This window comes from Streptomyces sp. NPDC001816 (assembly GCF_042892235.1).
Taxonomy (GTDB): domain Bacteria; phylum Actinomycetota; class Actinomycetes; order Streptomycetales; family Streptomycetaceae; genus Streptomyces.
In genome coordinates, this window is the sequence record NZ_JBIATY010000005.1 from 55,857 (window position 1) to 77,531 (window position 21,675).

The window sequence follows — 21,675 nt, forward strand, 5'->3', positions numbered from 1 at the left end:
ACTCCCGGGCTTTCCGGCCGAGGTGGCGCTCCACCGCTCGGCGTACCGCAACTGGGTGGGCGATCTCACCGCGGACGGGCTGTGGGCCTGCGCGCCCACCACCCCGGAGCAGGTGCTCTCCGTCGTCAACTGGGCCTGGCGCAGAGGGTGGTGGGTGCGTGCGCGGGGCAGCTCGCACGACTGGTCGCCGCTGACGATCACCGAGGGCACCACGGCGGACACCCGCGTCCTGCTGGTCGACACCGCACCCCATCTGACCGGCATGGCGCTGGAGGGTGCGTCGGCGGTGCGCGCCGGCACGGGAGTGAGCCTCGAAGCCCTGCTCACCTTCCTGGAGGAGCAGAGCCTCGGCCTCACCGCCACACCCGCGCCCGGCGACCTCACCCTCGGCGGCGCCCTGGCGATCGACGCGCACGGCACGGCCGTGCCGGCCGACGGTGAGCACCCGCCGGCCGGCATCTCGGCCGGTCCTTCGTCACGGAGGTGGTCCTGCGGGTCGGCCCGACGGGTGCGCGATCCTCACCACTCGGGCCGGGGTGCAGCGGGTGGTGCACGAGTTCACCAGCCGCTACCGGGAACGGCTCGAGGCGTGCGCGGCGCTGGGCCGGTTCCCGGTGAAGGGCTCGGTGGAGATCCGGGTGACCGGCCTTGACGACGCCGCCGACACGGGCGTCGAGGGCGCCCGCGCCCCGCTGCCGTCCGGGCTGCGGCCGAGCGGGGCCCGCCCCGAGTGGGACACCGCGGTGTGGCTGGACGTGCTGACCCTGCCGGGGACGCCGTACGCGCAGGCATTCCTGCGCGAGCTGGGGGGTTCCTGCTGGACACGTACGACGGCGGGTACGCCCTCGCGCGCGTGGAGTGGTCCAAGGGCTGGGCGTACACCGAGGACGCCGCATGGAGCGACCCTGAGGTGCTGGGCTCGGCCGTGCCCGGCTCGTCCGAGGCGGGCGTGTGGGAGCAGGCGGTCGGGATCCTCGACCGTCTGGACCGCACCGGGTGTTCGGGAACGGCTTCCTCGACCGTCTGCTGCGCTGACTTCGCCTGGACGCGGCTGACTACGCCTCGAAGTAGTGGCCCGCGTCGAGGTCGGCGAGGAGGCCGGGCCCCTGCGGCTCCCAGCCGAGGAGCCCGCGGGTCCGCGCGCTCGACGACGGGCAGTCGGCGCCGGCGAACCGGCCGAGCCAGCCGAAGTGGTCCTGAGCCCCTTCGACGGGCATGCTGACGACGGGCACGTCCAGGTGCCGGCCGATGACCGCGGCGATGTCCCGGAAGGGCACCCCTTCCTCGTCGGTCGCGTGCAACCGGGTGCCGGCCGGTGCGGACTCCAGGGCCAGCCGGTACAGCCGGGCCGCGTCCGAACGGTGCACGCCCGTCCAGCGGTTGGCACCGTCGCCGACGTAGGCCGACACGCCCTTCGCCCGGGCGATCCCGATCAGGCGCGGCACGAAGCCCTGGTCGCCCCGGCCGTGCACGGAGGGGGCGAGCCGGACCAGGCAGGCACGCACCCCGCGCTCGGCCAGTGCGAGCGTGGCCTCCTCCGACGCGGTCCGGTGCCCGCCCGGCGCGGGCCCGTCCTCCTCGGTGACCGCTCCGCCCCCGTCCGCCCGGACGATCCCCGTGCCGGAGGTGACCAGGAAGGGCTTGCCGGAGCCGGTCAGAGCGGCGCCCATCGCCTCGATGGCGCGCAGGTCGGTGGCGCCCGCGGCGTAGATGTCGGTGAAGTCGTGGATGAAGGCCAGGTGGATCACGCCGTCGGCCGCGGCCGCGGCGCGGGCCAGGCTCTCGGGGTCGTCCAGACTGCCGCGGTACGCCTCGGCCCCGGCCGACTTGAGCGAGGCCTCAGCCTCGTCCGAGCGGGCGAGGCCGACGACCTCGTGTCCGGCGGCGACGAGTTCGGGAACGACGGCGGATCCGACGAACCCCGTGGCGCCGGTGACGAAAACACGCATGGTTGATCTAGCTCCTCGGATGCTGGGTGGGAACGACTTCATCGTTGGCCCGGGGCCGGCTCCAGGTCCAAAGCCTGTTTCGCATCACGCAATGCACATCAGGCATCACCGCAGCTCAGCATGGTTACGAGCGTCCACTCAGACTTCGTGCGGCAGTACGCTTGAGGCATGACCGACTCGGCCGCCCCCGTGGACCTCGACCTCCGGCTGGTGCGGTACTTCACGGTCGTGGCCGAGCACCGGCACTTCGGCCGCGCCGCGACCGCCCTGCACATCGCCCAGCCGTCCCTGAGCCGTCAAGTGCGGCGTCTGGAGCAGCAGGTGGGTGCCCGGCTGTTCGACCGCACCCCGCAGGGCACCCGGCTCACCGAGGCCGGAGAGGCCTTCCTGCCGCGCGCCAAGGCGCTGTTGCGCGCCGCGGCCCAGGCTACGGCCGTCGCCCGGGCCGCGGCCGAGCCCAGCCGGATCACCGTCGGCTACACCACCGGCGTCTTCGTCACCCCGGCCGTGCGCGACCTGCGGCGCAGGTTCCCGGACGCCGACGTGCGGACCGCGCATCTGCGCTGGAACGAGGCGCGGGACGCGCTGCTCGACCACCGCGTGGACGCGCTCGTGGCCCGGCTGCCGTTCGTCACCGAGGGCCTGCGGGTGACCGTCCTCTACGACGAACCGCGGATCCTGGTCGTCCCGCTCGACCACCGGCTGGCGGGCAAGGAGTCGGTCACCGTGGACGACATCGCCGACGAGCCGCTCCCCCGGGTGCCGGACCGGCTCTGGGACGCGTTCTGGCGCATCGACCCCCGCCCCGACGGCAGCCCGGCCCCGGACGGCCCCTACATCGACGACATCGAGGACAAGTTCGAACTCGTCGCCTCCGGGCAGGCGGTGGCGATCGCGGCGGGTGTCCCCAGCCTCCGCATCCGCCCCGGCCTCACCTCGATCCCGCTGCACGGCGTCGAACCGAGCCATGTCGCGCTGGCGACCCGCGCGGGCGACAACGGCCGTCTGCTCACGGCGTTCCGCAGGTGCGCGGAGGCGCTGCTGACCGGCCCCCAGGCCGTCGAGTGACTCAGGTGCCGGGCGTCAGCTGTTCCTGTACGAGGGGGCCGTAGCGGTCGGCGATGACGTCGATGTCGGTCTCGCGCAGATGCGGGCCGCGCGCGATGCCGTACATCGCCCCGAGCCCGAGGAGTCCGGCGACGGCGAGTTCGGCGCGCAGGCCCGCGTCGGGGCCGGTGAGCCGGGCGGCGAGGCGTTCGATCACCTGGGCGCGGAAGTTGGCGCGCAGGATCTCACCGTGGTCGCCCTGCAGGGGCGCGAAGGCGATACGCACCAGCGGGTCGGCGCCGCGCTCGCGCTGGCTGGCCAGCACATGGCGGACCATGTGGCGGCCCAGCTCCTGAAGCGGCGCGTCGAGCAGGTCGTCCGCGTCGGTGTCGAAGGACATCACGCGGGCGAAGAGGGCGTCCTTGTTGCCGAAGTACTTCAGGATCAACGGCGGACTGACACCGGCCCGTTCGGCGACGGCCTTCAGGGTGATGTCGGCGTGCGCGTGCCGGGCCAGCAGGTAGCGGGCGGCCTTGAGGATGACCGCCTTGGTGGCCTCGGCGTCGCGACGTGCGGGGGCTTCCGGGAGGTGCGCTCGGGGGCCGGATGGAGTGCTCACGGCACTCATGCTCCCTCCATCGCCTCGTCGCGCGCGCCCCGGGTGGCTGCCCCGGCGCGCCTGGTGTCGCCGGAGGGCCCGTCGCCCGGGATGGACAGGGCCGCGGCGCAGGCGACCAGGGCGATGGCCCCGGCCATCGCGAACGCCAGCAGATAGCCGTGCAGTGTGGGCACCGGAACGCCGCCGACGGGGCTGCTGTGGTGGACGAGGACGGCGGCGACGGCGGCGCTGGAGACGGCCTGGCCGATGGTGCGCATGAGGACGTTGACGCCGTTGGCGGAGGCGGTCTGGGCGGCCGGGACGGCCCGCAGGATCAGGGTCGGAAGCGCGGAGTAGGCGAGGGTGGTGCCGGTCGCCACCACCGTGGCGCCGAGGATGATCATCCACAGGTCGCGGCTGTCGGCGATGCGGACCGCGTAGCCGCAGGCGATGACGGCGGCGCCGAGGGCGAGGGTGACGCGCGGGCCGCGCGCGGCGGAGATACGGGCGGACAGGGGCGAGAAGAGCAGCATGGTGACGCCGCCGGGCAGCAGGCACAGGCCGGTGGAGACGATGGACAGCCCGAGGCCGTAGCCGGTGGCCTTGGGCGCCTGCACCAGCTGGGCGGTCACGAGCGAGTTGGCGTAGAAGGCGAAGCCGGTCAGCAGGGCCGCCACATGGGACAGGCCCACCCGCGGCCGGGTGACCATGCGCAGGTCGACCAGCGGCCGCTCGGTGCGCAGCTGCTGCCACCACCACAGGGCGAGGACGGCGACGGCCGCGAGGAACAGCCCGAGGATCCGGGGGCTGCCCCAGCCCCACTGGCCGCCCTGGGAGACGCCCAGCAGCAGGCACACAAGGCCGGCGGCCAGGCCCAGCGTGCCGAGGACGTCGAAGCGGCCGGGCTCGCGCACCGGCGACTCCCTGACCGCCCACCAGGTGGCCGCCACACCGAGTGCGCCCAGGGCACTGGTCAGCCAGAACATGGTGTGCCAGTCGGCGTACTGGATCACCAGCGCGGCGAGCGGCAGGCCGAGGGCGGCGCCGATGCCGACCGTGGAACTCATCAGGGCCACCGCCGAGCCCCGGCGCTCCGGCGGGAGTTCGTCGCGCAGGATGCTGATCGAGAGCGGGACGACGGAGGCGGCGGCGCCCTGGAGGGCACGGGCCACGATGAGCACGCCGATGTCGGAGGACAGGGCGCACATCACCGAGCCGACGGTCATCAGCCCGAGCGCGGCGGTGAGCACCCGGCGCTTGCCGTACATGTCGCCGGCCCGGCCGAGCACGGGGGTGAGCACCGCCCCGGACAGCAGGGTCGCGGTGACCATCCAGGAGACGGTGGCCGCCGAGGCGTGGGTCAGCCGTGGCAGGTCGGGCAGGAGCGGTACGACCACGGTCTGCATGACGGCCATGAGGATGCCGCCCGACGCGAGCACCGGGATGGTGAGGCGGTCCCGCAGCCGGGGCGCCGCGGTGGACGTGCCGGACGGCTGGGATATCGGGGCGGGGTGGCCCATGGGCGCTCCTGTGAACAGCTCGGACTGCCAGGTGAATACGAATTCACCTTATCCGGTGAATGGCCATTCACCCAAGATTTCACCCCGCACTCCGGCCGCCCACCGGGCCAGGTTCTCCTCGCACCCGGTCGCGGACGTGGGCCACGCCCTGGTTCCAGCCGGATCGCGTCAGTCTGGCGCGGTGACCCGCGCCACTCGGGCGCATCGCGAACGAGAAAGATGACCGGATCACCGGACACCCCGGCAAGGAATTCCCCGTTCCGCAGCAGAAGAGCCCATCTTCACAGCAAGATCACCTTGCTTCAATCTTCTACGACATGTGGCCAATTGTCCGGATCACAGCCAACCGGTTCCGGGCGATTTCTTCCCCTCCGGGACGGCCCGGTAGGCATGCGGAGTCACCACTCGAACTCCCCCACAGGAGGACACGCATGCCCGAAATCACCCGGCGCCGCGCGCTCACCGCGGCGGCCGCCCTGGCCGCCACGGCCTCGGCCGCCACGCTCGTCGCACCCGGCGCCTCGGCCGCCGGACACCAGCACGGCGCACCGGACTCCTTCGACGAGGTCTACAAGGGCCGCCGAATACAGGGCCGTCCGTCGAGCATGGGCGGTCACCACCACGAACACGGCGGCGGCTACTCGGTGTTCGTCGACGGGGTGGAGCTGCACGTGATGCGGAACGCGGACGGCAGCTGGATCAGCGTCGTCAGCCACTACGACCCGGTGCCCACGCCGCGCGCCGCCGCCCGTGCCGCTGTGGACGAGCTGCAGGGCGCCCCGCTGCTGCCGTTCCCCGCCAACTGACCGCCCCCGCAAGGACATCCGGAGCACCACGCACATGACCGTTCGCAAGAACCAGGCCACCCTGACCGCCGACGAGAAGCGCCGTTTCGTGGGCGCCGTCCTCGAACTCAAGCGCAACGGGCGCTACGACGAGTTCGTTCGCACGCACAACGGCTTCATCATGTCCGACACCGACAGCGGTGAACGGACCGGCCACCGCTCACCGTCCTTCCTGCCCTGGCACCGCAGATTCCTGCTCGACTTCGAGCAGGCCCTGCAGGCGGTCGACTCCTCGGTCGCCCTGCCGTACTGGGACTGGAGCACCGACCGCACGGTGCGCGCCTCGCTGTGGGCGCCGGACTTCCTCGGCGGCACCGGGCGCAGCAGCGACGGCCGGGTGATGGACGGCCCGTTCGCCGGGTCCACCGGCAACTGGCCGATGAGCGTGCGCGTGGACGGCCGTACGTTCCTGCGCCGCTCGCTCGGCACGGCTGTGCGCGAGCTGCCGACGCGCGCGGAGGTGGAGTCCGTGCTGGCCATATCGACGTACGACATGGCGCCGTACAACAGCTCCTCCGACGGCTTCCGCAACAACCTCGAGGGCTGGCGCGGGGCCAATCTGCACAACCGGGTCCACGTGTGGGTCGGCGGGCAGATGGCCACCGGGGTCTCCCCCAACGACCCGGTGTTCTGGCTGCACCACGCCTACATCGACAAGCTGTGGGCCGAGTGGCAGCGCCGGCACCCGGACGCCGGTTACCTGCCGACCGGCGGAACGCCCGACGTCGTCGACCTGGACGACACGATGAAGCCGTGGAACGACGTGCGTCCGTCGGACCTGCTGGACCACACGAAGTTCTACACCTTCGACAGCTGATCAGGCCTCGGCGGTACGGCACTCCGGGTGGCCCCAGCCCTGCGCGTTCTTGGCGATGGACTCGCCGGCCGCGTAGCTCCGGCCGCACAGGCAGCGGCCGGGGAACTTCGCCTTGATGGTGCGCGAGGACGCTCCGCCGCCGGTCCGGCGGGGCGCCTTGCGGCGCGGGGCGGCCGCCTTGGGCGTGTCGGGCGACGGCGGCGGCTCCGCGGAGCCGAGGGCGCTGCCGGCCTCCTCCTGGACCGAGGCGGCCTGGCTGGCGGCGCGGTCGGCGAAGTCGTTGAGCGGGTCGCCGTCGACCTGGTGGGCGGGGACGTAGCGGAACTCCACGGAGCGGCCGTCGAGCAGCTCGTCGATGCGGACCACCAGCTCCTGGTTGGCGACCGGCTTGCCGGCGGCCGTCTTCCAGCCGTTGCGCTTCCAGCCGGGCAGCCAGGTGGTGACCGCCTTCATCGCGTACTGCGAGTCCATGCGGATCTCCAGCGGCACGTCCGGGTCGACGGCCGCCAGCAGGCGCTCCAGCGCCGTCAGTTCGGCGACGTTGTTGGTGGCCCGGCCGAGCGGGCCCGCCTCCCAGCGGGCGGGGGTCCGCTCGTCGTCGGAGACCACCCATGCCCATCCGGCCGGTCCGGGGTTTCCCTTCGAAGCCCCGTCGCACGCGGCCACCACACGTTCACGCATGCGCTCGATCATGCCATGGCCGCGCCCGCCACCGCTCCGGGCCTGGTCAGACGTCCTGGAAGCTGGGCCTGTCGCCCTCGGTGGTCGTGGTGTCGATCACGGAGAAGTTCGCGCCCTGCGGGTCGCTGAGCGCCGCGAACCGGCCGAAGGGGCTGCCCATGGGCCCGAAGCGCAGAATGCCGCCCAGCTTGGTGGCCCGGGCCACGGCCCCGTCGCAATCGTCGACGCCGAAGTACACGTTGATGTACGACGGAACCTCGGGCGGGAACTCGTCGGTCATCCGCATCCGGCCCAGGACCGTGTCGTCACCGAGGTTGAAGACACGGAAGTCGACCCCGTCGTCCTCGAGCTGCTTCGCCGCGTACGGGAAGACAGCCGTGAGGAACGTATCCGTTTTGTCGGGGTCGCGGGTGAAGACCTCGGCCCAGGTGTAGGCGCCGGGCACCGCCGTCGCCTCGAAGCCCTCGTGGGCACCCGCCTGCCATACGCCGAACACGGCACCGCTGGGCTCAAGAGCGAGGCACATCGTGCCGAAGTCGCCGACCTGCATCGGCTCCATCAGCACCTCGCCACCGTTGTCCCGGATCCTGGCCGCGGTGGTGGTGGCGTCCGGCGACGCGAAGTACAGGCACCACTGCGACTGCCCCTCCTGGCCGGGCATCGGCGGTACGACGGCGGCCACCGCCTTGCCGTTCGCATAGGCCTGTGTGTAATTGCCGTACTCCGACGCCGCCTCGCCGAAGGTCCAGCCCAGGACCTCGCCGTAGAAGCTCTTGGCGCCCTCGACGTCGCTGAACATCGCGTCGGCCCAACAGGGCGTTCCTTCAGGTTGCACGGCCATGGTCACGGCCCTCTCCGGTGAGGCGTATGGTCCCGATTCTCACGCTAGCCATCCCTCGGTCGGCCCGCGCGCCGAACGAGTGAAACTGCCTGACACTGGACGAGGGAGACGAGGGCGGCGAGGGAGACGGCGGGCTTCGACGGGACGGGGCGCGGAATGTCGGAGTTGATGGCGACGGCAGGGACGGCACGGGCATGGTCGGTGACCCGGCCCGGGCCGGTGGAGGAGGATCCCCTCCGGTTCGTAGAGCGGCCGGTGCCCGTTCCCGGGGACGACGAGCTGCTGGTCCACGTGCGCGTCTGCGGAGTGTGCCGCACCGACCTCCACGTCACCGAGGGGGATCTGCCGGTGCACCGGCAGGGGGTGACCCCCGGGCACGAGGTGGTGGGCGTGGTCGCCGGGTTCGGGGCGGGTGTCGAGGGCTTCGCCGTGGGCGACCGGGTGGGCGTGGCCTGGCTGCGGCACACCGACGGCGCGTGCGCGTACTGCCTGCGGGGCGCCGAGAACCTGTGCCCGCGATCCCGGTACACGGGCTGGGACGCCGACGGCGGTTACGCCGAGTACACGACCGTGCCGGCGGACTTCGCCTACCGGCTGCCGGGCACACTCGACGACGTGCCACTGGCGCCGCTGCTGTGCGCCGGGATCATCGGCTACCGCGCGCTGCGACGCGCCGCGCTGCCGCCGCGCGGCCGGCTCGGGCTGTACGGCTTCGGGGGCAGCGCCCACCTGTGCGCGCAGGTGGCCATCGCCGAGGGCGCCACCGTGCACGTCCTCACGCGCGGCGCGGCCGCCCGGCAGCTGGCCCTCGAACTGGGCGCCGCCTCGGCTCGCGACGCGTACGACCTGCCACCGGAACCCCTGGACAGCGCGATCCTGTTCGCCCCGGTCGGCGACCTGGTCCCGCTCGCGCTGCGGGCGCTGGACCGCGGCGGGGTCCTGTCCGTGGCGGGCATCCACCTGAGCGACGTACCGCCCCTGCACTACGAGACCGACCTCTTCTACGAGAAGGAACTGCGCAGCGTCACCTCCAACACGCGCGCGGACGGCCGCGAGTTCCTGGAGAAGGCCGCGCTGCACAAAGTCCACGCGACGACGCACACGTATCCCCTGTCGCAGGCACCGCAGGCCCTGAAAGACCTCAAGGCCGGGCGCTTCGACGGGGCGGCGGTGCTGGTGAACGATCTTTCCTGATCGCAAACATGAGAATTCACCGCGTGCGGAGGCAGAGTTCCGGCGTGTGATCACGAACACCGCCTCCCAACGCTCTCACCGGCGGGTTCGCACCACTTGTTGATCAAAGGCGCCCCCTGCGCGCTGTACCCGAAGATCACGCGTCCTGTTTGGCTGGTCGGAGCGCACCGGCACCCCGTGCACCACCGACCGATCCCCATCACCCCCGTTCGCCTCTCCGCAGGAGGGAATGTGTCCACTCCGGACATCGCCACCGGTTCCGCAGTCGACGAACCCGATCCCGGGCCCCCGACCGACGGGCAGCTCACCAGCCTGAGCACCCGGGCGGCCCGCAACCTCGCCACCACGACCAAGTCCGAACCGCAGATGCAGGCCATCACCTCGCGATGGCTGCTGAAGACCCTGCCGTGGGTGGACGTCAAGGGCGGCACGTACCGGGTCAACCGCCGTCTGCAACTGCGCACCGGGCGCGGCCGCGTGCACTTCGAGCAGAACGGCGCCGACGACATCCGGGTCATTCCCGAGACGCTGACCGAGCTCCCGATCCTGCGCGGCTACCCCGACCTGGACGTGCTGCGGGAGATGGCCACCCGCTTCCAGCCCCGGGAGGTGCGCCCGGGCCAGGTGCTGTTCGAGGCCGGGCAGCCGGTCACGGAGGCGTACCTGGTGGTGCACGGCCGGTTCACCCGGTTCGCGGCCGGCAAGTACGGCGAGGAGGAGATCGTCGGGGTCGTCAGGGACGGCGACCAGATGGGCGACGAGGCGGTCGGCCAGTCCGACCCGCTGTGGCTCACCTCGGTGCGGGCGGAGACGGCGGGCGTGGTGCTGGCGCTGCCCTGGGACGCAGTCCAGGAGTTCACCGAGCGGGTGCCGTCCCTCGCCGCCCATCTCCACGCGTACGTCGAGCAGCAGCGCAAGCCGATGAACCGCAAGGGGGAGGCGGAGGTCCCGGTGCAGGCCGGCCACGTCGGCGAGCAGACGCTGCCCGGCGGCTTCGTGGACTACGAACTCGCCCCGCGTGAATACGAGTTGTCGCTCACCCAGACCGTGCTGCGGGTGCACACCAGGGTCGCCGACCTCTACAACAGCCCGATGGACCAGACCCAGCAGCAGCTGCGCCTCACGGTCGAGGAGATCCGTGAGCGCCAGGAGTGGGAACTGGTCAACAACCGGGAGTTCGGACTGCTGCACAACATCGACTACGGCCAGCGGATCAGCTCCTTCACCGGGCCGCCGACGCCCGACGACATGGACGAGCTGCTCTCCATGCGCCGCAAGACCAAGGTGTTCCTGGCGCATCCGAAGGCGATCGCGGCCTTCTTCCGGCAGTGCAACCGGCGCGGTCTGGTGCCCGCCTCCGCGAACATCGACGGGCACGAGATCCCGGCCTGGCGCGGGGTCCCGATCTATCCGTGCAGCAAGATCCCGATCAGCGACGACCACACCACCAGCATCATCGCGCTGCGCACCGGCGAGGCCGACCAGGGCGTCATCGGCCTCTACCAGACCGGTATCCCGGAGGAGTTCCAGCCGGGTCTGAACGTCCGCTTCATGGGTATCGACACCGCCGCGATCATCAACTACCTGGTCACCGCCTACTACTCGCTGGCCATCCTGGTCCCCGATGCCGCGGGGATCCTGGAGAACGTCCAGCTGGGTCGGACTGCCGACTGAGGGCCTGGAGCACACCATGACCACACCCACCAACGCCTACACACTCCCCGGGCCGCACAACATCGCCCAGAGCATGCGCCGGCCGCGGCGCACCGGGGTCATCCCCGGACTGCACTACCAACCGGCCGTTCCCGCCGACCCGGAGAAGGCCGCCGAGATCGACAGCCGGCTCGAGACCTGGGCCCGCGACCTGGATCTGTTTCCCGCGGCCTGGACCGGGGACTTCTCGGACTTCCAGTTCGGCCGGGCCGTCGTACTCCAGCATCCGGGCGCTCTCGACCTTGACCGCCTCACCGCCGCTGGCAAGCTGCTGCTCGCCGAGAACATCGTCGACTCCTGCTACTGCGAGGAGGACGAGGGCCGGGGCGGATCGCGGCGCGGTCTGGGCGGCCCGCTGATCATCGCCCAGTCGGCGCTCGACCCCTTCCACGGCATCCCGGAGCTGGAGGAGGAGTGGCGCGAGGGCATCCGGGCCGACGGTCCGCTGCGCTCGTACCACTTCGCCCTCGCGGACTACGCGGCCATCGCCACGCCCAGCCAGACCGACCGGTTCGTGCACGACATGGCCCGGCTGCACATGGGCTACCTGGGCGAGGCAGCCTGGATGGAGACCAAGTACGTGCCGCGGGTCTGGGAGTACCTGGTGATGCGGCAGTTCAACAACTTCCGTCCCTGTCTGTCGCTCGTCGACGCGGTGGACGGCTACGAACTGCCCGAGCAGGTCTACGCCCGGCCGGAGATCCAGCGGATCACCGCCCTCGCATGCAACGCCACCACGATCGTCAACGACCTGTACTCCTTCACCAAGGAGCTGGCGAGCGATCCGGACCACCTCAATCTGCCCCAGGTGGTCGCCGCCAACGACCGGCGCGGCCTGAAGGCGGCCTATCTGAAGTCCGTCGAGATCCACAACCGGATCATGGAGGCCTTCGAGGAGGAGTCCGCCCTCCTGTCCGCCACCTCGCCCCTCGTCGAGCGCTACGCCCAGGGGCTGTCCGCCTGGGTCGCCGGCAACCACGAGTGGCACTCCACCAACACCAGCCGCTACCACCTTCCCGACTACTGGTGATCCCACCAGTTCTCCGAAACACCGTCAGACGCACTTCGAGGAGTCACTGTTGACCACCGCCCCTGTCGCCCGGAAGACCCCCACGTCAGCTCCGGTGCCGACCCAGTCCACGTACCAGACCCGTGTCGCGGACTACTGGAACGCCGAAGAGAACCCGGTCAACCTCGAACTCGGAAAGATCGACGACCTGTACCACCACCACTACGGCATCGGGGACGCCGACTGGTCGGTACTCGACGAACCCGACCCGGACCTGCGCAAGAAGCGGGTCACCGGCGAACTGCACCGTCTGGAGCACGCCCAGGCCGAACTGCTGGCCACCCACCTCGGCCCGCTCACCGCCGCCGACCGCGTCTTCGACGCCGGCTGCGGCCGGGGCGGCGGCAGCGTGGTGGCGAACCTGCGCCACGGCTGCCACTCCGACGGTGTCACGATCTCCGCCAAGCAGGCCGAGTTCGCCAACGAGATGGCCCGCAAGCGGGGCATCGACGGCAAGGTGCGCTACCACCACCGCAACATGCTCGACACCGGCTTCGAGTCGGGCGCGTACGCCGCGTCGTGGAACAACGAGTCCACCATGTACGTCGAGCTGGACCTGCTGTTCGCCGAGCACGCCCGGCTGCTGCGCCGCGGCGGACGGTACGTGGTGATCACCGGCTGCTACAACGACACCTACGGGCAGGCCTCGCGCGAGGTGTCCCAGATCAACGCGCATTACATCTGCGACATCCACCCGCGGTCGGAGTACTTCCGCGCGATGGCCCGCAACCGGCTGGTGCCGGTGCACGTCGAGGACTTGACGCAGGCCACCATCCCGTACTGGGAACTGCGCAAGGAGGCGGACCACCTGGTCACCGGCATCGAGGACACCTTCCTGTCCGCGTACCGCAACGGCAGCTTCCAGTACCTGCTGATCGTGGCCGACCGGGTCTGATCCCGGCAGGCCGACGGGCGGGGGCGGTGTCCAACGACGCCGCCCCCTCGGTATTTCGCTCGACAGGGGGCGCGCCGGGCTCTTGGATGGGGCCCCATGTGTGCGGTGAAGATGCACGAGGACGAGGTCGAGACCGATGCTGCGCTGGTCCGACGGATGATCGCACGGCAGTTCCCCGCCTGGGGGTCGCTGCCCGTCCGGCGTCTGGAGTCGTCCGGTACCGAGAACGCGATGTTCCGTCTGGGGACGGAGCTGGTGGTGCGGCTGCCCCGGCGTCCCGGCGCCGTGGGCGACGTGGTGCACGAGCAGCGCTGGCTGCCCCTCCTCGGGTCGCGCGTTCCGGTGGCCACGCCCGAGCCGGTGGGGCTCGGCGAGCCGGACGAGGACTTTCCGTGGCCCTGGTCGGTGTACCGCTGGCTGGACGGGCGCAACCCGGTCGCGGGCGCCGTCGAGGCGCCGGAGCGGCTGGCCGAGGAGCTGGGGGCGTTCGTGGCCGCGCTGCGCCGGACCGACCTCGGGGACGGGCCGTCCGCCGGCCGGGGCGTCCCGCTCGCGGCCCGCGACGAGCCGACCCGTGCGGCCCTGGAGCAGCTCACCGGCAGGATCGACACGGACCCGGTGACAGCTCTGTGGGAGCGTGCGCTGCGCGCCCCGGAGCACGGCGGGTCGCCGGCCTGGATGCACGGCGATCTGTCCCCCGGGAACGTCCTGGTGGCCGACGGGCGGCTGAGCGCGGTGATCGACTTCGGTTGTGCCGGGGTCGGCGATCCCGCCGTGGACCTGATCGTGGCCTGGAACCTGCTGCCCGCGACCGCCCGAGACACCTTCCGCAAGGCCGTGGGAGCCGACGACGCCGAGTGGGCACGCGGGCGGGGCTGGGCGCTGTCGATCTCGCTGATCCAGCTGCCGTACTACTGGCACACCAACCCGGCGCTCGCGGAGAACTCCCGGCATGTGATCGCCGAGATCCTCGCCGAGGATCCCGGCACGTGATCACCGAGGACGGGTGGCGGCCCAGCCTGCCGTGGGACGGACGGCCTACTCGCCCGCGTACGCCTTGTCCAGCTCGGCGATGTCGAGCTTGCCCATGCTCAGCATGGCGCGGCTGGTGCGGGTCGCCTTCTCCGGGTCCGGGTCGCCGATCATGTCGATCAGGCGGTCGGGGACGACCTGCCAGGAGACGCCGTACCGGTCCTTGAGCCAGCCGCAGGGGCCGGCCTCGCCGCCGTTCTCGGTGAGCCGGTTCCAGTAGTAGTCGATCTCCTGCTGGTCGGAGCAGAAGATCTGGAACGAGATCGCCTCGGTGAACTTGAACTGGGGGCCGCCGTTGAGCGCGACGAACCGGTGGCCGTTGGCCGTGAACTCCACGGCCACCACCGAACCGGCCGGCCCGGGCCCGGCCTCGGTGAAGCGGCCGACACGGCCGACGCTGGAATTCTTGAAGATCGACACGTAGTAGTCGGCGGCCTCCTCGGCCTGGCCGTCGAACCAGAGACACGTGGTGAATCCGTCGGTGGTCATGCGCACCTCCTGGAGCGTGGAACACGGTCATGTGTATCGACCGGCCCACGCCCCGAAACTCATCGGCCGGCCACCGACCGGCTTCCCAGGGACACGGCCCGCCGGGCACTGGCATCCGGGCCATGACGTCTGCGTCCGCCGAGACCGTCCGGCCGTATCGACTGTCGGTCCCGCAGAGCGATCTGGACGACCTGTACGACCGCCTCGACCGCACCCGCTGGCCGGCCGAGCTGCCGGGGACCGGCTGGGAGTACGGCGTTCCCGGCGGCTACCTGCGGGATCTGGCCCGGTACTGGCGGCACGAGTACGACTGGCGGGCCGCCGAGGCGCGGCTGAACGAGTGGCCGCAGTTCACCACCACCGTGGACGGGGCGCACGTCCACTTCGCCCATGTGCGCTCCCCCGAGCCGGACGCGACCCCGCTGATCCTGACCCACGGCTGGCCAGGGTCGATCGTCGAGTTCCTGGACGTCGTCGGGCCGCTCACCGACCCCGTGGCGCACGGCGGCGAGGCCGCCGACGCGTTCCATGTCGTGGTGCCGGGCCTCCCCGGCTTCGGTCTCTCCGGGCCCACCACGCAGCCCCGCTGGGAGGCGGCCCCGATCGCCGGCGCCTGGGCGGAGCTGATGCGGCGGCTCGGCTACGAGCGCTTCGGCGCGCACGGCGGCGACTGGGGCGCGGTGGTCTCCCGCGAGTTGGGCCGCGCCCGTCCCGACCGGGTGATCGGCGTTCACCTCACCCTGCTGCCCGGCGCCCAGGCCGCCACCGAGCCCGGCCCGGAGGAACTGAGCGGGCTCGGCGCGCAGGAACGGGAGAACACCCTCGCCTCGTGGCGGCGGTGGGCGCAGTGGTCGCGCGAGGGCACGGGCTACGCCGTCCTGCAGTCAACCCGGCCGCACACCCTCGGGTACGCGCTGACGGACTCGCCGGTCGGTCAACTCGCCTGGATCGTCGAGAAGTTCCGGGAGTGGACCGACTCCGAGGCGGTCCCGGAGGAGGCCGTCGACCGGGACCGGCTGCTGACGAACGTCATACTGTACTGGCTGACCGGCACGGCCGGTTCGTCCGCGCGCATCTACTACGAGCGGGCCCACGCGCACGGCCGGACCACCCGGCCCGCCGAGCCGTCCACGGTGCCGACGGCCCTCGCCCTGTTCCCGGCCGAGCCCCAGATCCCGCTGCGCCACAAGGCGGACCGGACCGAGAACATCGTGCGCTGGACGGAGTTCGACCGGGGCGGGCACTTCGCGGCCCTGGAGGAACCGGACCTGCTGGCCGCCGACCTCCGGGCCTTCTTCCGGCAGCTGCGCGAGAAGGGCACCGGCTGAGCGGACCGGGAGCCGTACCTCAGGCCACCAGGCACAACCCGTTGTACGGCTGGTACGGGTGCTGCGGCACCGCGGCCGTACGGCGGCCCGCGGCGGTGTGCCGGGTCAGCTCGCCCTGCGCGAGCGACAGCAGGTCACCGAGGCCCAGGCCGAGCGCGCGGGCGGCCGCCGCGAGGACCTCGGAGGAGGCCTCCTTGCGGCCGCGCTCGATCTCGGAGAGATAGGGCAGGGAGATCTGGGCCTCATCGGCCACGTCCCGGAGCGTGCGCTCCTGCGCCAGCCGCTCACGGCGCAGCACCTCACCGACGAGATCGCGCCACAGGGGCTCCCTGGGCGCGGGCTCAGGAGCGTCCGTCCGGACCGGCTCGGGGCGGACGGGCTCGGGGCGGACGGGCTCCGTCCGGATCGGCTCGGTCCGGATCGGCTCCGGGCGGAGCGGGATCACACGGGCTTCGTTGCTCACCTGGTTGCTCACCCCCTCACCCTAGGCCCCGAGTTCCACTCGCGCGCACACGCGCTTGCCGACCGGCACGCGCTCCACGGTCACCTGCGCGGCCAGGGCGTGCACGATCTCCAGACCGTGCCGGCCGACGCGCTCGGGGTCCTTCGGGAACCGGCGGGGCAGAGCCGAGCTGCTGTCGTACACCACCACCGTGACGGCGGTGTCCGTGCCCTCCAGTTCCAGGATGTACGGGCCGCTGCTGTGCCGGTCCGCGTTGGTGACCAGCTCGCTCACGACGAGGAGCAGCTCGTCGTCGGCCCGGCTGTCGATGGCGGCGCACCACTCGGTCCTCAGCTGCTGCAGGAACTGGGCCGCGAAAGCCCGTGCGTCTCCGATGCATCCGGGTTCGCCGGTGTAGTGCGCCGCGCGTCGCAGCGGCTCCACGGGTACGTCGAAACCAGTCGGTATCACTGCCCCGCCCAGGTATTCGGTCATGCGTGTCTCTCTCGGAAGCCCGATCCGGCCGTTCAGTGTTGCACCAGTCCTCGTACCCCGAGCCGGGCCCGGCAGTCCCCCTGGTGCGTTCGCCGACCGCGCACAGCGAGCTTTGTCACAGCCGCCGGGGCGGGAGTGTGGGGCCGCTCACGTCGCCGGGGCGTTCTCGGCGGGCGGGTTCTCGGCCGGAGAGTTCTCGGCGGGCGAGTTCTCGGTCGGCGGCTGCTCCTGAGCGCTGGAGGGCTCCGCGGCGCTGGACTTCTCCGCCGACTGTCCGGTCTGCGGGGATTCGCCCTGACTGGACGGGGGCTCCGACTTGGGGGACTCCGAGGACGGCGACCCCGAGGTGGAGCCCTCCGTGGACGCGGACTCCGAAGAAGGGGACTCGACCGACGGCGACTCGGACGACGGGGACTCGGACTTCGGCGACTCGGACGACGGCGACTCGGACTTCGGCGACTCCGAAGACGGCGACTCCGACGATGGCGACTCCGAGGACGGCGACTCGGACTTCGGCGATTCAGAGGATGGCGACTCGGAGCTGGGCGAAGTCGAAGTCGAAGTCGGGGACGACGACGAAGGGGACGACTTGGACGGGCCGGTCGACGTGGACGTCGGCGAAGGTGTCGACGGACAGGGCTTCGGCCCGGTGCCCGGTGCCCCGGTCGTGCCCGGGGTGGACGCGCAGGCGACGGGGGGCCGGGTCCAGGGGTGGGTGTCCCGTGGCGGCTTGGTGTGCTGGTCGTGCCGGCCGCTGTCGTCGCCACGGTGCCGGTCGAACCAGTCGTCGCGGTGGAAGTCGTAGATCACGAAGACGTTGACGATCACCGTGGTGGGCCGCACCACGACGACGTTCGCGGGCTGGTACGACGCCCAGTGGTCACCCGTGTGCCGTGGCGTGGCGCGCTGGGCGACCGGCGGGGTCAGCGGGTTGCCGCAGGCGCAGCGCGCCCGGGGAACGCCGTGCCCGTCGACCAGGACGGCGGTGCCGGACTGGAGGACGGCCTGGTAGGAGGTGCCGGAGCCGCCGCGGTAGCCGTGGTTGGTGACGCGGGTGTCGGCACGCAGCGTCACGGGGGTGAGCGAGCGCAGGTAGGCGGGGACGGCGGAGGGCTGGATGCCGGCTTCCGCCGCGTACGCGCGGTTCTTGGCCGGGTTGGCCTGGAGGGTCCTGATCTGCTTCTCGACGTCACAGCTGGGGCGGTTCTTGACACCGCTGTAGAGGCCCGGCGCGCCGCCGTCGACCGTGCGCACCTGGCCGGCGGGCGCGGACGTGGTCGCCTGCGAGGTGCCGGTCGGGGCGGCGGTCTTCCCCGGTGAGGCGGTCGTCGCCGGGGCGGAGGTCTCGGGCGGGGCGGAACTCTCCGTCGCGGTCGACTCCATGAAGGGGTCCGGGCCGGTCTTGCTCGCGGCCTGCAGGAAGACCTCGCCACCCTGCGCGGTACCTCCGCCGCCGGGGCGGGTCAGGACCAGCGCCACCACGACCGCGGCGACCACGACGCCGGTGAGGACGGCCACGCGCGGGGCGGACCTCCACCACGGCCGGTGCGGTCCACCGGCCCCCGCCCCGGCGCCACCGCCGGGTGGTGGTTCGGGCGGTCCGGAGGGGGGCTGGGAGGGTCCCGACAGCGGGCCGGAGGGCGGCCCGGTCGGGCGGCCTGATGACGGAGGTTCGACGCCCACGAGCACTTCTTCCCGTCGCGCTTCCCGTCGTGATGCGCGGCTCTTGTCCGAGAAAGACCCGTTTATTGTGCATTTGCTGCACAATTCCTCCTATTGTGTGCTCCTGCCCCAGGTGACTCGCAAGCCGACGCGGACGGGCCACCCGGCGGGCGGGGTGCCCGCGCGCTGCCTAGCGTGGCAAGGGTGAGCCCTGAGACCGTCCCCGAGCGGCCCGTCGCCCGCCACGGCTGGGTGCAGGCCGCGGCCGCGGTGCTGGCCGGGCTGGCCGTCATGGTCGTACTCGCAGCGCTGGGCCTGTGGGCGGCCGGAGCGGCGGATCTGCCGGACGGCGCCTTCGCCCGGGTGGTGATGGCGACCGTGGTGGCGGCGGTGGGCGGCACGCTCGAACTCTCCGGCAACGCGGGTGTGCTGGCGCAGACCCGGGCCGGCCTCACGGTGATCCCGCTGTCGGTGACCCTCGCCGGTGCACTGGTGATCGGCGCGGGTTTTCTGCGGCCGTTGCGGCACAGGGCGGTCGCCTCGGCCCGGGAACTGGTGGGCTGGGCCGCCCGGATCGCGGTGCTGTGGCTGATCGCGCTGCTCGGCCTTTCCTTCGCCGCCCGGCAGACCTTCGCCGTGGACGTGGGCAACGGCGCCCTCAGCGATCTCACCGACCTGTTCGACGCGACGCCGAAGGTCGGGTTCACCACGAACGTGCCGCTGACCGTGCTGTTCGGGCTGCTGTGGCTGGCCGGGGTGCTGGTGCTGACCGTGCTGGTCGCGCCCGGCGCGCCGCTGCCTGGGCGCCTGCTGCGCTGCCAGGAGTCGGTGCGCCCCGCCGCGCACGCCATGGTCGTCCTGCTGCTGGCCTATGTCGTGCTGGGCCTCGTCGTCGCGCTGGTGTCGGCGGTGACGCGCGGGCACGTCACCGAGATGTTCGCGGTGATCCTGCTCGGACTGCCCAACCTGGCCTGGCTCGCTCTCACCCTCGGTCAGGGCGCCACCTGGCACGGCCGGGTCGAAGGTCCGTTCGGCCTGCCGATGCCGCATGTCCTGGACCAGATCCTGCGCACACCCGACGTCGCCACGCTGAATCTGCGCACGCTCACCGAGTACGACCGCGGGATGTGGTGGCTGCTGGTCACGCAGGTGGTGGTGCTGTCGGGGGTCGCCTTCCTGATGGCGGCGCGGTCCCCGGCCCGGGTCCGGGCCTGGCAGCACGCCCTGCGACTGGCCGCCGCCCTGGCCCTGACGGTGCTGATGATCTGTCTGCTGTGCCGGGTCGCGGCGCACTACGGCCTGTCCCTGCTCGGCATCGGCGACCTGGGCGGCGGTCTGTCCGGGGAGCTGTTCCTCGAACCCGAGCTGTGGCAGGCGGTGGGCATCGGTGCGCTGTGGGGGCTGGCTGCCGGCTTCCTGGGCGCGCTGCTGGCCCGACCGGTGCACCGGAGGGGCGAGGTCGAGACGCCTTAGCGACCCTCTTGGCGCCCCTCTAGCGGAAGAAGGGCTGAGCCCACTGCGGTGGCTGCGGGGGTTCGGCCGGTTTCCGCAGGTCCGTCTCGGTGTCCGGATCGCCGTCACCGTCACCCTCACCGTCGCCGTCGTCATGGCCGACGTCGCCGGCCGGGGCCGTGCGCAGGGCGGCGACGAAGTCGAGGCAGGTGTCGTAGCGGCCGTCCGGGCTCTTGGCGAGGGCCCTGGCGAAGACGGCGTCGACGGCCGGGACGAGGTCGGAGCGGGACTCGCTCGGCGGGGGCGGCTCGTCGTACTGGTGGGCCCACAGCAGCGCCATGTCGTCCTCGCGCACGAAGGGCGGGTGTCCGGCCAGGGTCTCGTAGACGACGCAGGCGAGGCCGTAGACGTCGCAGCGCCCGTCGACGGGCCGGCCGGAGATCTGCTCGGGGGCCACGTAGTCGAGGGTGCCCACGAACTGGCCGACGCTGGTGAACCCGGTCAGGGACAGCGACTTCTTGGTCAGTCCGAAGTCGGTGAGGTAGACGTGCTCGGGGTGCTCGCTGTCGGTGCCCCGGGCGACCAGGATGTTGCCGGGCTTCACGTCCCGGTGGACGAGTCCGTGTTCGTGGGCGGCGTCGAGCGCGGAGGCCACCTGCGCGGCGATGCGTACGGCGACCTCGAACGGCAACGGCCCGCGTTCGTCGAGGAGATGGCGCAGATCACTGCCGGGGACGTACCGCATGGCGATGTAGAGCACGCCGTCCGTCTCGCCCGCCTCGAAGACGGGCACGATGTGCGGATGGTCGATCGCGGCGGCCACCCGGGACTCATGGGTGAAGCGCTGCCGGAAGGTGTCGTTGCGGGCGAGTTCCGGGGCGAGCAGCTTGAGCGCGACCGTCCGGTCCAGGCGCAGGTCGCGGGCGCGGTAGACGACGGCCATGCCGCCGCGGCCGATCTCGCTCTGCACCAGGTAGCCGGCCACCTGGCAGCCGATCAGTTGCGAGGGCCGACGGGAGGACAGGCTCGTCTGGCGGGCCATCACGGCTCACCCTTGGGGGCCGTGAAGCGGGTGGGGGCGTGCCCGGTGTCCTCGTCCGACGGCGTGCGGTCGGTGGCGTAGGTGTGCAGCCGCCGTCCGTCGGCGTACAGCCACCGTTCCTCCTCGGGGTCGTACACCCACATGGACTCGCCGTCCAGCACGACCCCGATGCGCAGTCCGCTGGTGCGGTCACCGAAGGACTGCCCGTCCAGGTCTCCGGCCGCGAGTTCCTCCACCGCGGACCGGTAGTCGGCCAGGGCCTGCTCGGCGCGGGCCAGCAGCGGGCGCGGGTCGGCGGTGCCGGTGGGCGGGCCGTCACCGGCGGGCGGGTCCTGGGGTACGGCGATCAGGTGGCGGCCGTCGACCCAGGCGGCCCAGCCGTTGGCACAGCGGATGTGTCCCCAGTCGCCGAGCCGCTCCACCAGCACCACGGGCAGCAGCGGGTCGAGGGGCACGGTGGGCCGGGAGGGGTCCGGGGCCTCCCAGGCGGGCATGCCGTTCGGCGGGACGACGTGGGTGGGCCGGAATCCGGGGGGCTGCTGTTTCGGCTGCTTCGTCATCGGT

The 21,675-nt window shown here is 72.0% G+C and carries 20 protein-coding genes and 2 pseudogenes; 11 read left to right on the forward strand and 11 right to left on the reverse strand.

Going from position 1 to position 21,675, the window contains the following annotated elements; genetic code table 11:
• Positions 1-13: 13 nt before the first annotated feature.
• Positions 14-1,035: pseudogene (locus ACFYZZ_RS19085) on the forward strand (cholesterol oxidase substrate-binding domain-containing protein); the annotation flags it as partial.
• 20 nt (positions 1,036-1,055) lie between these two features.
• On the opposite strand, the gene ACFYZZ_RS19090 reads toward ACFYZZ_RS19085, so the two are convergent.
• Positions 1,056-1,949 (reverse strand): SDR family oxidoreductase, encoded by an 894-nt coding sequence (locus tag ACFYZZ_RS19090; protein ID WP_389176991.1) that lies wholly within the window; start codon positions 1,947-1,949, stop codon positions 1,056-1,058.
• 168 nt (positions 1,950-2,117) lie between these two features.
• On the opposite strand from ACFYZZ_RS19090, the gene ACFYZZ_RS19095 reads away from it, so the two are divergent.
• Positions 2,118-3,017, forward strand: a complete 900-nt coding sequence (locus tag ACFYZZ_RS19095) for a LysR substrate-binding domain-containing protein (protein WP_389176993.1) — start codon at positions 2,118-2,120, stop codon at positions 3,015-3,017.
• 1 nt (position 3,018) lies between these two features.
• Here ACFYZZ_RS19095 and ACFYZZ_RS19100 read toward each other — a convergent pair whose 3' ends face one another.
• Both ACFYZZ_RS19100 and ACFYZZ_RS19105 read right to left on the reverse strand, forming a co-directional pair.
• Positions 3,019-3,624: a TetR family transcriptional regulator gene (locus ACFYZZ_RS19100; RefSeq protein WP_389176995.1), complete on the reverse strand. Its 606-nt coding sequence runs from the start codon at positions 3,622-3,624 to the stop codon at positions 3,019-3,021.
• Entirely contained in the window at positions 3,621-5,114 is a 1,494-nt protein-coding gene (locus tag ACFYZZ_RS19105) for an MFS transporter (RefSeq protein WP_389176997.1), read from the reverse strand. The genes ACFYZZ_RS19100 and ACFYZZ_RS19105 overlap by 4 nt, the downstream gene beginning before the upstream one ends.
• A 431-nt stretch (positions 5,115-5,545) precedes the next feature.
• Here ACFYZZ_RS19105 and ACFYZZ_RS19110 point away from each other — a divergent pair, with 431 nt between their 5' ends.
• Together ACFYZZ_RS19110 and ACFYZZ_RS19115 are read left to right on the forward strand one after the other, a co-directional pair.
• Positions 5,546-5,920 carry a tyrosinase cofactor gene (locus ACFYZZ_RS19110; RefSeq protein ID WP_389176998.1) on the forward strand — a complete coding sequence of 125 codons (375 nt, stop codon included), beginning with the start codon at positions 5,546-5,548 and terminating at the stop codon, positions 5,918-5,920.
• Positions 5,921-5,954: 34 nt separating this feature from the next.
• The gene (locus ACFYZZ_RS19115; protein WP_389176999.1) at positions 5,955-6,776 is read left to right on the forward strand and encodes a tyrosinase family protein; all 822 of its coding nucleotides are present in this window, start codon (positions 5,955-5,957) and stop codon (positions 6,774-6,776) included.
• On the opposite strand, the gene ACFYZZ_RS19120 is transcribed toward ACFYZZ_RS19115, so the two are convergent.
• Positions 6,777-7,469, reverse strand: a complete 693-nt coding sequence (locus ACFYZZ_RS19120; RefSeq protein ID WP_389177001.1) for a ribonuclease H — start codon at positions 7,467-7,469, stop codon at positions 6,777-6,779.
• A 34-nt stretch (positions 7,470-7,503) separates the two neighbouring features.
• Positions 7,504-8,298 carry a VOC family protein gene (locus tag ACFYZZ_RS19125; RefSeq protein WP_389177003.1) on the reverse strand — a complete coding sequence of 265 codons (795 nt, stop codon included), beginning with the start codon at positions 8,296-8,298 and terminating at the stop codon, positions 7,504-7,506.
• 156 nt (positions 8,299-8,454) lie between these two features.
• On the opposite strand from ACFYZZ_RS19125, the gene ACFYZZ_RS19130 reads away from it, so the two are divergent.
• The 5 genes from ACFYZZ_RS19130 (at position 8,455) to ACFYZZ_RS19150 (ending at position 14,162) form a co-directional block, all read left to right on the forward strand.
• Complete coding sequence (locus ACFYZZ_RS19130) at positions 8,455-9,492, forward strand: zinc-binding alcohol dehydrogenase family protein (protein WP_389177005.1); 1,038 nt, start codon at positions 8,455-8,457, stop codon at positions 9,490-9,492.
• 231 nt (positions 9,493-9,723) lie between these two features.
• Entirely contained in the window at positions 9,724-11,166 is a 1,443-nt protein-coding gene (locus tag ACFYZZ_RS19135) for a family 2B encapsulin nanocompartment shell protein (protein WP_389177007.1), read from the forward strand.
• Positions 11,167-11,182: 16 nt separating this feature from the next.
• Positions 11,183-12,235 carry a family 2 encapsulin nanocompartment cargo protein terpene cyclase gene (locus ACFYZZ_RS19140; RefSeq protein WP_386578605.1) on the forward strand — a complete coding sequence of 351 codons (1,053 nt, stop codon included), beginning with the start codon at positions 11,183-11,185 and terminating at the stop codon, positions 12,233-12,235.
• A 49-nt stretch (positions 12,236-12,284) separates the two neighbouring features.
• Positions 12,285-13,169: a geranyl diphosphate 2-C-methyltransferase gene (locus ACFYZZ_RS19145; RefSeq protein WP_389177009.1), complete on the forward strand. Its 885-nt coding sequence runs from the start codon at positions 12,285-12,287 to the stop codon at positions 13,167-13,169.
• Between the two features lie 96 nt (positions 13,170-13,265).
• Positions 13,266-14,162, forward strand: coding sequence for an aminoglycoside phosphotransferase family protein (locus ACFYZZ_RS19150; protein ID WP_389177011.1), 897 nt, complete (start codon positions 13,266-13,268; stop codon positions 14,160-14,162).
• A gap of 45 nt (positions 14,163-14,207) precedes the next feature.
• On the opposite strand, the gene ACFYZZ_RS19155 is transcribed toward ACFYZZ_RS19150, so the two are convergent.
• Positions 14,208-14,690 carry a VOC family protein gene (locus ACFYZZ_RS19155; protein ID WP_389177013.1) on the reverse strand — a complete coding sequence of 161 codons (483 nt, stop codon included), beginning with the start codon at positions 14,688-14,690 and terminating at the stop codon, positions 14,208-14,210.
• 122 nt (positions 14,691-14,812) lie between these two features.
• Between ACFYZZ_RS19155 and ACFYZZ_RS19160 the strand changes: the two genes are divergently transcribed.
• The gene (locus ACFYZZ_RS19160) at positions 14,813-16,018 is read left to right on the forward strand and encodes an epoxide hydrolase family protein (RefSeq protein ID WP_389177015.1); all 1,206 of its coding nucleotides are present in this window, start codon (positions 14,813-14,815) and stop codon (positions 16,016-16,018) included.
• A gap of 19 nt (positions 16,019-16,037) precedes the next feature.
• On the opposite strand, the gene ACFYZZ_RS19165 is transcribed toward ACFYZZ_RS19160, so the two are convergent.
• From ACFYZZ_RS19165 to ACFYZZ_RS19175, 3 genes and pseudogenes are all read right to left on the reverse strand, one after another.
• Positions 16,038-16,493 carry a helix-turn-helix domain-containing protein gene (locus ACFYZZ_RS19165; RefSeq protein WP_389177017.1) on the reverse strand — a complete coding sequence of 152 codons (456 nt, stop codon included), beginning with the start codon at positions 16,491-16,493 and terminating at the stop codon, positions 16,038-16,040.
• 9 nt (positions 16,494-16,502) lie between these two features.
• Positions 16,503-16,955, reverse strand: a complete 453-nt coding sequence (locus ACFYZZ_RS19170; RefSeq protein ID WP_386578599.1) for an ATP-binding protein — start codon at positions 16,953-16,955, stop codon at positions 16,503-16,505.
• Between the two features lie 387 nt (positions 16,956-17,342).
• Positions 17,343-18,638 (reverse strand): annotated as a pseudogene (locus ACFYZZ_RS19175) (DUF6777 domain-containing protein); the annotation flags it as partial.
• Positions 18,639-18,821: 183 nt separating this feature from the next.
• On the opposite strand from ACFYZZ_RS19175, the gene ACFYZZ_RS19180 reads away from it, so the two are divergent.
• The gene (locus ACFYZZ_RS19180) at positions 18,822-20,090 is read left to right on the forward strand and encodes a streptophobe family protein (protein ID WP_389177019.1); all 1,269 of its coding nucleotides are present in this window, start codon (positions 18,822-18,824) and stop codon (positions 20,088-20,090) included.
• Between the two features lie 19 nt (positions 20,091-20,109).
• Here ACFYZZ_RS19180 and ACFYZZ_RS19185 read toward each other — a convergent pair whose 3' ends face one another.
• Together ACFYZZ_RS19185 and ACFYZZ_RS19190 are read right to left on the reverse strand one after the other, a co-directional pair.
• A complete protein-coding gene (locus ACFYZZ_RS19185) occupies positions 20,110-21,111 on the reverse strand; it encodes a serine/threonine-protein kinase (RefSeq protein ID WP_389177021.1) in 1,002 nt (333 codons plus the stop codon).
• On the reverse strand, positions 21,111-21,671 hold the full coding sequence (locus ACFYZZ_RS19190) for a hypothetical protein (RefSeq protein WP_389177023.1): 561 nt from the start codon (positions 21,669-21,671) through the stop codon (positions 21,111-21,113). Before ACFYZZ_RS19190 ends, ACFYZZ_RS19185 begins: the two co-directional genes overlap by 1 nt.
• Positions 21,672-21,675: the final 4 nt, after the last annotated feature.

What these genes read in the sequence shown, in the direction of transcription:
- ACFYZZ_RS19090 (WP_389176991.1), bottom strand. Translation starts at nt 1,949, where the DNA reads ATGCGTGTTTTCGTCACCGGCGCCACGGGGTTCGTCGGATCCGCCGTC.
- ACFYZZ_RS19095 (WP_389176993.1), top strand. Translation starts at nt 2,118, where the DNA reads ATGACCGACTCGGCCGCCCCCGTGGACCTCGACCTCCGGCTGGTGCGG.
- ACFYZZ_RS19100 (WP_389176995.1), bottom strand. Translation starts at nt 3,624, where the DNA reads ATGAGTGCCGTGAGCACTCCATCCGGCCCCCGAGCGCACCTCCCGGAA.
- ACFYZZ_RS19105 (WP_389176997.1), bottom strand. Translation starts at nt 5,114, where the DNA reads ATGGGCCACCCCGCCCCGATATCCCAGCCGTCCGGCACGTCCACCGCG.
- ACFYZZ_RS19110 (WP_389176998.1), top strand. Translation starts at nt 5,546, where the DNA reads ATGCCCGAAATCACCCGGCGCCGCGCGCTCACCGCGGCGGCCGCCCTG.
- ACFYZZ_RS19115 (WP_389176999.1), top strand. Translation starts at nt 5,955, where the DNA reads ATGACCGTTCGCAAGAACCAGGCCACCCTGACCGCCGACGAGAAGCGC.
- ACFYZZ_RS19120 (WP_389177001.1), bottom strand. Translation starts at nt 7,469, where the DNA reads ATGATCGAGCGCATGCGTGAACGTGTGGTGGCCGCGTGCGACGGGGCT.
- ACFYZZ_RS19125 (WP_389177003.1), bottom strand. Translation starts at nt 8,298, where the DNA reads ATGGCCGTGCAACCTGAAGGAACGCCCTGTTGGGCCGACGCGATGTTC.
- ACFYZZ_RS19130 (WP_389177005.1), top strand. Translation starts at nt 8,455, where the DNA reads ATGTCGGAGTTGATGGCGACGGCAGGGACGGCACGGGCATGGTCGGTG.
- ACFYZZ_RS19140 (WP_386578605.1), top strand. Translation starts at nt 11,183, where the DNA reads ATGACCACACCCACCAACGCCTACACACTCCCCGGGCCGCACAACATC.
- ACFYZZ_RS19150 (WP_389177011.1), top strand. Translation starts at nt 13,266, where the DNA reads ATGTGTGCGGTGAAGATGCACGAGGACGAGGTCGAGACCGATGCTGCG.
- ACFYZZ_RS19155 (WP_389177013.1), bottom strand. Translation starts at nt 14,690, where the DNA reads ATGACCACCGACGGATTCACCACGTGTCTCTGGTTCGACGGCCAGGCC.
- ACFYZZ_RS19160 (WP_389177015.1), top strand. Translation starts at nt 14,813, where the DNA reads ATGACGTCTGCGTCCGCCGAGACCGTCCGGCCGTATCGACTGTCGGTC.
- ACFYZZ_RS19170 (WP_386578599.1), bottom strand. Translation starts at nt 16,955, where the DNA reads ATGACCGAATACCTGGGCGGGGCAGTGATACCGACTGGTTTCGACGTA.
- ACFYZZ_RS19185 (WP_389177021.1), bottom strand. Translation starts at nt 21,111, where the DNA reads ATGGCCCGCCAGACGAGCCTGTCCTCCCGTCGGCCCTCGCAACTGATC.
- ACFYZZ_RS19190 (WP_389177023.1), bottom strand. Translation starts at nt 21,671, where the DNA reads ATGACGAAGCAGCCGAAACAGCAGCCCCCCGGATTCCGGCCCACCCAC.